General features: G+C 65.2%; 9 protein-coding genes. 5 read left to right on the top strand and 4 right to left on the bottom strand.

The window, feature by feature from the left end:
* The coding region (locus CGU34_RS04400; RefSeq protein ID WP_157811224.1) for a hypothetical protein at nt 1-660 on the bottom strand (660 nt) is incomplete at its 3' end.
* Between the two features lie 60 nt (nt 661-720).
* Nucleotides 721-987, bottom strand: coding sequence for a helix-turn-helix domain-containing protein (locus CGU34_RS16870; RefSeq protein ID WP_232711533.1), 267 nt, complete (start codon nt 985-987; stop codon nt 721-723).
* A 345-nt stretch (nt 988-1,332) separates the two neighbouring features.
* On the opposite strand from CGU34_RS16870, the gene CGU34_RS04395 reads away from it, so the two are divergent.
* From CGU34_RS04395 to CGU34_RS04385, 3 genes are read left to right on the top strand one after another with little or no spacing between them, the layout of a single operon-like run.
* On the top strand, nt 1,333-2,175 hold the full coding sequence (locus CGU34_RS04395; RefSeq protein ID WP_100813384.1) for an ABC transporter substrate-binding protein: 843 nt from the start codon (nt 1,333-1,335) through the stop codon (nt 2,173-2,175).
* A 43-nt stretch (nt 2,176-2,218) separates the two neighbouring features.
* Nucleotides 2,219-3,064 (top strand): amino acid ABC transporter permease, encoded by an 846-nt coding sequence (locus CGU34_RS04390; RefSeq protein ID WP_100813383.1) that lies wholly within the window; start codon nt 2,219-2,221, stop codon nt 3,062-3,064.
* Nucleotides 3,061-3,795, top strand: a complete 735-nt coding sequence (locus tag CGU34_RS04385) for an amino acid ABC transporter ATP-binding protein (RefSeq protein WP_100813382.1) — start codon at nt 3,061-3,063, stop codon at nt 3,793-3,795. Before CGU34_RS04390 ends, CGU34_RS04385 begins: the two co-directional genes overlap by 4 nt.
* A gap of 19 nt (nt 3,796-3,814) precedes the next feature.
* Here the strand turns inward: CGU34_RS04385 and CGU34_RS04380 are convergent, their stop codons facing one another.
* Together CGU34_RS04380 and CGU34_RS04375 are read right to left on the bottom strand one after the other, a co-directional pair.
* Complete coding sequence (locus CGU34_RS04380) at nt 3,815-4,282, bottom strand: RidA family protein (protein ID WP_100813381.1); 468 nt, start codon at nt 4,280-4,282, stop codon at nt 3,815-3,817.
* A gap of 4 nt (nt 4,283-4,286) precedes the next feature.
* Entirely contained in the window at nt 4,287-4,508 is a 222-nt protein-coding gene (locus CGU34_RS04375; RefSeq protein ID WP_100813380.1) for a hypothetical protein, read from the bottom strand.
* A 98-nt stretch (nt 4,509-4,606) separates the two neighbouring features.
* Between CGU34_RS04375 and CGU34_RS04370 the strand changes: the two genes are divergently transcribed.
* Together CGU34_RS04370 and CGU34_RS04365 are read left to right on the top strand one after the other, a co-directional pair.
* Entirely contained in the window at nt 4,607-7,183 is a 2,577-nt protein-coding gene (locus CGU34_RS04370; protein WP_100813379.1) for a transglycosylase domain-containing protein, read from the top strand.
* On the top strand, nt 7,180-8,115 hold the full coding sequence (locus CGU34_RS04365) for a metallophosphoesterase (protein WP_232711530.1): 936 nt from the start codon (nt 7,180-7,182) through the stop codon (nt 8,113-8,115). Before CGU34_RS04370 ends, CGU34_RS04365 begins: the two co-directional genes overlap by 4 nt.
* The last annotated feature ends 16 nt before the right edge of the window (nt 8,116-8,131 follow it).

Genomic DNA, 8,131 nt, shown 5'->3' with positions numbered 1-8,131 from the left:
GACCGGAGCTGACAGGTTTGCCGCTGCGATCACGCTCTCCCATTCCGCAGCCCAGTCTGTATCGAGCGCGCTCTTTCTGAGTACCCAGGTCTCCTCAGGCTGATTGACGCTTCGGTGTAGGTGCACCACGGAATGTGAAGCAAGGTTCGCGTGTTCGTCAGGACCTTCCACGAATGTGATGTTCGTGCTGTTGCCCAGGGCGGTTACGGCGTGTTGGAAGGCCAGGTCGTAGTTCAGAGTGATCACATGCCGAATCGCGCCTTCGATGAGCAAGGCGGCAGCTATGAGGTGCCCCGAGTTTGGGGCGGCCGTCCGCCAAGCGTCCTTCGGTAGGCGACTCGTCAGTTCAGCCTGCGATCCGTACTTGTCGTACAGCAGATCAGCTAGAACCGAGAGGTCGTCGGGATCTGTACACTCTCCGTCGTTCAGAACGCCATCTGCAACAAGTCGCCGGTGGGCTTCGCGGGAGTAATGCGCACCACTCGCAAAGCCGGTCGGCTTCTCCATCGAGACCCCGGCACCAACAACGAGTACCACGCGGCTGCCTGCTGCGTCTGTGATGCGTTGAAGGATCTCCGCGGGGAAAGCTGCCGGTTCCGTTGACGACTGGCTCTGGTCGGCTTCTGGCAACACGTCCTCCTCATCGGTGAGAGCTTTCACGTCTACCGATGAGGTCAGCCGTGGTGATCACATAACCCCCACTCTACTAACTCCACCTCCTCAAGCCGAAGAAGCTCGGCGAGCCTCGTGAGGGCGTCTGCCTCGCGCCCGAATCAGACCTCTCTCCTCGACCACTGCGTTCCGGACCGTCTTCTCATCGACGCCAAGCCGTTCAGCGACCTCCCGTAACGTGAGACCTTCTGCGTATAGGGAAGCAGCACGAGCGCGGCCGGTAAGACTGAGCCCAGACGCCCTGAGCCGCGCTCCCTCCTTGGTGACGAGCGTGGGGACTGTCCCGCGATGTACTGCATACTTCGCGGCTATCATTCGAACTGGCATCCCCGCTTCATAGTCCGCGACCAACTCGGCCCGCTGTTCCGGGGTCAACCGTGTTTGAGACTTCGCCGGATTCTTCACGACTACGCCTCGCGAATCGTGCCTCTCCGGGGTTCGACTCCGCGGTCCACGTCGCTCAGACCCCCTGAGAACACGTCGAATCAACGTTTTGAGTGCCGGCCTCGTGTTTGAGAACCGCTTGGGAAGGTCCACCTGTCATTTCCGGACTCGGTGTAACAATTCGTCGCTGCGTGCGCCCCGCCGGGTGAGCGACGACGAGAATGGAAGCGCACCTGCCCACAGCATCCGGGCACACCCCCTCGCCTTGGAGACAAAATGTCGCGCTTGCGTCTGCTCACTCTCGCCGCCGGAATCACGGCCGCCGCACTCGCCCTCGCGGGCTGCGCCAGCGGAGCCACCGGGACGGATGCGTCGTCTGACCCGGATGCCGGATACGTCACGCCCGGCAAGCTGACGATCGCCACCGGCGACATCGCGTACTACCCCTACGTCATCGACGACGACCCCTCGTCGGGTGAGGGATTCGAGTCGGCCGTTGCCTACGCGATCGCCGAGGAGCTCGGCTTCGCGCCCGAGGACGTCGAGTGGGTGCGCACGAGCTTCGAGGCCGCTATCGCACCGGGTCCGAAGAGCTTCGACTTCAACATCCAGCAGTACACGATCACCGACGAGCGCAAGCAGGCCGTCGACTTCTCATCGCCGTACTACTCGGCCAGCCAGGCAATCGTCGCGGTCGAGGGGGGCGCCGCGGACGGCGTCGACTCGATCGAGGGGCTCAAGGACCTCCTGATCGGAGCCATGGCCGGCTCGACGAGCGCTCAGACCCTCCAAGAGGTCGTGGAGCCCACCACGGCACCGCAGCTCTTCGGATCGAACGAGGATGTCGTCGCCGCCCTGAACGCCGGCCAGATCGACGCGTTCGTGATCGACCTCCCCACCGCGTACCTCGCCACCGCGATGTACATCGAGGACTCGTTCATCGTCGGGGAGCTCCCGGCCGGCGGTATCCCGGACGAGTGGGGCGTCGTCCTACCCAAGGACTCGGCGCTGACAGAGAGCGTCTCGGCCGCCCTCGACAAGCTCCGCGAGGACGGCACGCTCGCCGAGATCACCGACGAATGGCTCGGCGCGGGCCAGGGCGTCACGCTCCTGAAGTGATTCTGCGCGGCACGCGCCGCTCCACCTCCGATACCGTCGAGCCGTGAGCGTCCACTCCCCCAGCGAGCTCGAGATCGAGCGTCGCGCATACCGCGCACGCCAGTCGCGACGCTCGGTGCTGGTCGCGATCGCCTCATCCATCGCCTTCGCGATCATCGTCTGGGCGACGGTCATCAACACGCCGGGGTGGGCGGGCGTGCAGCAGGCGTTCTTCAACCCTGCCATCGCGTGGGACGCCCTCCCGGCCGTATGGGACGGCTTCCTGCTCAACCTGCGGGTGCTGGGGCTGTCGGTGATCACGGTGTCGCTCGTCGCGCTCACCGTCGCCCTGTTGCGCACTCTGCAGGGTCCGGTCTTCCTCCCGCTGCGCGCCCTCGCCGCGGCGTACACCGACATCTTCCGCGGCCTGCCGTTCATCATCGTGCTCTACCTGGTCGGCTTCGGGCTACCGACCATCCTGAACGTGCGCATCGACGCCCTGTACCTCGGGACGATCGCCGTCACGCTGACCTACTCCGCGTATGTGTCCGAAGTGATCCGCTCCGGCATCGAGTCCGTCCACCCCTCGCAACGGCTCGCGGCACGGGCGCTCGGCCTCAGTTACCCCCAGACCCTCCGCCGCGTTGTGCTTCCCCAGGCATTTCGCCGCATCACCCCGCCGCTCATGAACGACTTCGTCGCGATGCAGAAGGATGTCGGACTCATCTCGATCCTCGGCGCAACGGATGCGGTGCTCGCCGCCAAGATCGAGTCGTCCCAGACCTATAACTTCACGCCGTACATCGTGGCGGGCATCGTGTTCATCCTGCTCGCGATCCCCACCATCCGACTGACCGACTGGTACGCGGCGCGGCTGCGTGCTCGCGAGCAGACGGGGGCGCTGCTGTGACCGCGGCACTGTCGGCAACGGACCTCTGGAAGTCATTCGGCGACCGAGACGTCCTGCGCGGGGTCTCTCTCGACCTGGCGAAACACGAAGTGGTCGCGGTGATCGGTGCCAGCGGTTCCGGCAAATCGACCCTTCTGCGCTGCCTGGATCTGCTCGAACCGATCGATGACGGCCGGATTCTCCTGGCGGGCGAGGATGTGTCGGACCCGCGGGTGGACGCAAACGCCGTGCGCTCACGCCTCGGGTTCGTATTCCAGGGCTTCAACCTCTTCCCTCACCTCTCGGTGCTCGACAACGTCACACTGGCCTCGCGCGTCGCACGCCGAGAGAAACGAGCGGATGCCGAGGCCCGGGGTCGCGCGATTCTCGAGCGTGTGGGACTCGCCGACAAGGCTGCCGAACATCCCGACCGCCTGTCCGGGGGTCAGCAACAGCGCGTGGCGATCGCCCGAGCCATCGCGACCGATCCCGAGGTCCTGCTGCTCGACGAGATCACCTCGGCGCTCGACCCCGAGCTGGTCGGCGAAGTGCTCGAGCTGGTGCGCGCGTTGGCCGAAGAGGGCACGACGATCCTCATGGCGACCCACGAGATGGCCTTCGCCCGCGACGTGGCGCACCGCGTGCTGTTTCTCGACGAGGGGCGCGTGCTCGAGCAGGGCACGCCCGCCCAGGTCCTGGGTGCGCCCCGAGAAGCGCGAACCCGCGCATTCCTCTCCCGCTTCACAGGCTGATTTACCCCGGCAGGGCGGGTCAGACGAGCGAGAAGATGACCTCGACCTCGACGGGGCTGTCGAGCGGCAGAACGGGAACGCCGACGGCGGACCGAGCGTGACGCCCAGCCTCACCGAAAATTTCGCCGAGAACCTCACTCGCGCCATTCACGACACCGGGCTGTCCCAGAAAATCGGGCAAGGATGCGACGAACCCGGTCACCTTAACAACACCCGCGAGCTTGTCCACGCCACCCGCTGCCGCGGCGGCCGCGGCGATGGCGTTCAGCGCACACTGGCGCGCGTAGGACTGGGCGTCGGCCGCCGAGACCAGCCCGGGGCCCTCACCGACCTTGCCGGCGGCCGGGAGCTTTCCCGACATCAGCGGCAACTGCCCGGCGGTGAAGACCAGATCTCCGTGCACCTTCGCGGGTACGTAGGACGCCAGCGGCGGCACGACGTCGGGAAGCTCGATGCCGAGCTCGGCGAGTTTCGCGGAAACGCTCACAGAATCACTGTCCTTCGAATTGACGAGAGGCTTCGGCCGCGGCGGCGAGACCGGCGTTGCCCGAGGCATCCGATCCCCCGATGGGACGCTTCAGGTACGCGACGAGGCCGCCCTCGGGCCCAGGGACGACCTGGACCAGCTCCCAGCCCTGCTTGCCCCAGTTGTTGAGAATCGCTGCCGTGTTGTGAATCAGCAGCGGAGTAGTGAGGTACTCCCAGGTGGTCATCGCACTCCCGAGATCGCGGTGGTCGGATCGTTTCCGAACGGGAGGCGCGCGCGAGGTGTTTCGGTCATCGCTCAGCTAACTCCCTTACGATCAACCCTATGCCTGATAAGAATCGGACGGCTACGGGCGTGCTCGGCGGGATCGCCGGCCTCGTAGGCCTGAGCGCAGTCGCTGGCCTCTTGGTCACCGCAACCGTCACGCCGGCCATCGCCGTATCGGGCGCCGCAGCGTCGAGCGCGATCACGATGTTCGACAACATGCCGAGCTACCTCGAGATCGACGATCTGATGCAGCAGAGCGAGATCTACGCGAAGCAGAGTGACGGTGTGGACGTCCTCCTTGCGCGGTTCTACGACCAGAACCGTCTACCGGTGACCTATGAGCAGATCGCTCCTGTCATGTACGACGCGATTCTCTCCAGTGAAGACCCACGCTATTACGAGCACGGCGGCGTCGACCTCATCGGGACGACTCGAGCGCTGCTGAGCAACGTGCAGGGCGGCCAGACGCAGGGCGGATCATCGATCAGCCAGCAGTACGTCAAGAACGTCCTCGTGCAGAAGTGCGAGAAAGAAGCGCCCACGCAGGAAGAGTTGCTCGCGTGCTGGGACGAGGCGACTCAGAGCAGCGGCGTCGAGGGCTACCAGCGCAAGCTCCAGGAAATGCGCTACGCGATCGCCCTTGAGCAGCGCTACTCGAAGAACGATGTCCTGCTGGGATACCTCAACATCGCGAACTTCGGCGGCACGACCTATGGCATCGGCGCCGCGGCGCAGTACTACTTCAGCGTGAACGCGAGCGATCTGACCCTTTCGCAGGCCGCAACGCTGGCCGGAATGGTGCAGAACCCCAACACCTACCGGATCGACAAGCCCGAACGGGAAACCAACGGCGCCGCAGACGGGTACGCGCTGACGACCGACCGCCGCAACTACGTGCTCGGCCGGATGCTCGCCGAGGGCAAGATCACCCAGGAGCAGTACGACGCGGCCAAGGCCGAGGTCATCACCCCGGCGATCAACCCGACCGAGCAGGGCTGCCAGCAAGCCGGCGGCGCCGCCTACTTCTGCGATTTCGTCCGCACCATCGTCCTCAATGATGTCGCCTTCGGCGAGACGCCCGAAGACCGGAGTGCAGCGCTGCGGCGTGGTGGACTGAAGATCTACACGACCCTCGACATCGACCTGCAGAGCGCTGCCGAGGCAGCCATCTCGATCGTGCCGGCGACCCACCCCAACCTGGATCTCGGTGCGACAGGCGTGCAGTTGGAAGTCGGCACCGGGCGCGTGCTCGCGATGGTGCAGAACCGGAAGTACACGCAGGATGCCGACCAGTCGGCGGCAGATGCGTCGTACACGTCGATCAACTACAACACGCGCTATGTGAACGGCGGATCGACGGGATTCTCGCCCGGCTCGACCTACAAGCTCTTCACCCTGCTGAACTGGCTCGAACACGGACATTCGGTCAACGAGGTCATCAACGGTCGCCAGCGCAACTTCACCGTCATGACGGATTGCGACGGCGGAACGCAGCGTGTCGCATCAGGTGAGATCAAGAACTTCGAGGGTGTGGGTGGCTACAGCGGAACGCCGATGAAGTTCACCGCGGATTCACTCAACACCGGCTTTATGGCGATGAGCGAGAAGGTCAGCGTCTGCGACACCAATAAGATCGCCGACCGCATGGGGGTCGAAACAGCCGATGGTTATCAGCTCTTCATCGGTAACGTAGACAACCCTCAGAACTCGCCCAACACCCCGTACAACATGCTCGGACCGCAGAACGTCGCCCCGATCGACATGGCAGCGGCGTACTCCACAATCGCGAGCAACGGCATCTACTGCCCTCCCAAGGCGATCGACGCGGTTTTCAATTCGGACGGCGAGGCACTTCCGCTGCCCGACACCACGTGCAACCAGGTCCTCGACCCGTCCGTCGCCTCCACGGCTGCTTTCGCGCTGGCCGGCGTGATCAACGGCGGTTCGGCGGCGTCCTCGCGTATCGGTGACGGTGTTCCCGTCTTCGGCAAGACCGGTATCCACGAGCAGCAGCACACCTGGATGGACGGCAGTAGCACCAAGGTCACAACGGTGGTGTGGGTCGGAAACGTGAAAGGCAACGTCCGCCTCGACCGCAACTCTGCCAACGGCTACTCCCTATGGCGTTTACGTCACTCGATCTGGCCCGACATGCAGGGCGCCGCGAACGCCAAGTACGGCGGCGATGCATTCGCCAAGGCGGACTCCAACCTCACCCGCCAAGTGCAGATCGATCTGCCGAATGTCGTCGGACAGCCCGTGGACCAGGCCGTCGCAACCCTCGAGGCGGCTGGATTCTCGGTGAGCGTCGGCGACGCGGTTGACAGCACCCAGGCCGCGGGGATCGTGGAACGTCAGGATCCCGGAGCCGGTCGCGTCAGCGGTGGGACCACCGTCACGATCTCACCGAGCAACGGTGAAGGCGTAGCCGTGCCGAACGTCGTCGGAATGAATCGCCAGCAGGCGATCGACAGCATCCGCGGCACATTCGGACGCAATCCGGCGGAGACGTGTGTCGTGAAAGCAGGCGCGACCGGGCCGGGCGTCGTCACCGCCGTCAACCCGGGCGTGGGCACGGTCGTGAACCGCAACGCGCAGTTGGCGATCACCTACGAGCGCGACACCTGCTCGTGACCCCGCGTTCCCGTCAGGGCCTGCGCGCCCTGGCGGTCGCGGGCGCGCTGGGTGCCGCCGCGGCCGTGTGGGGCATCGGCGTCGAACGGTACCTGTTCACGCTCCGGCGGGTCGAGCTGGCCATCCTGCCCCCGGGATCAACGCCGGTCCGGGTGTTGCACATCTCGGACGTGCACATGGCCCCCTGGCAACGGCGCAAACAGGCATGGATTGCCTCGCTCGCATCCCTCCGCCCCGACCTGATCATCAACACGGGCGACAACATGGGCCATGTCGACGGCTTGCGCGGTGTGCGCGCCGCATTCGCCGGTTTTCGTGGCACACCCGGGTTCTTCGTACTTGGCTCGAACGATAACTTCGGTCCGACGCCCCGCAACCCCCTCCGCTACTTCCTCGGCCCTTCGCGTCGCAAGAGAAACCCGCCCCGCCTTGATGTCGTGGCGATGCAGAACTACTTCACGGAGAACCTGGGCTGGACGAACCTCGACAATGCCGCCGGCTCGGTCGATGTCGCGGGGCTCCGAGTCAACGGTTTCGGGGTGGGCGACGCTCACCACGACGATGACCGCCTCGACCTCGTACCCGGGATGGTCGAGAGTTTGCACACGGACGCAAACACGTCGAACGAACTCACGATCGGTGTTGCGCATGCTCCGTACCGAAGGGTCCTGGATACCTTCACGGATGCCGGAGCCGAGGCGATCTTCGCGGGCCACACCCACGGTGGCCAAGTGCGCCTCCCGGGCTTCGGCGCGCTCGTCGCCAACTGCGACATCCCGCTGAAACAGGCGCGAGGTCTCTCCACCTGGGCACGGCGCGGTCGCACGGTGCCGCTGAACGTGAGCGCTGGACTCGGTCATTCGATCTACGCGCCGGTTCGCTTCGCGTGCCGACCCGAAGCCACCCTCGTCACGTTGATCGCTCGCGCGTGACGCGGTTCGGGCGGGC

Origin of the sequence: Microbacterium lacus, from assembly GCF_002812805.1 — a bacterium.
Classification (GTDB): Bacteria; Actinomycetota; Actinomycetes; order Actinomycetales; family Microbacteriaceae; genus Microbacterium; species Microbacterium lacus_A.
This window is presented reverse-complemented; position numbering and strand designations above follow the sequence as displayed.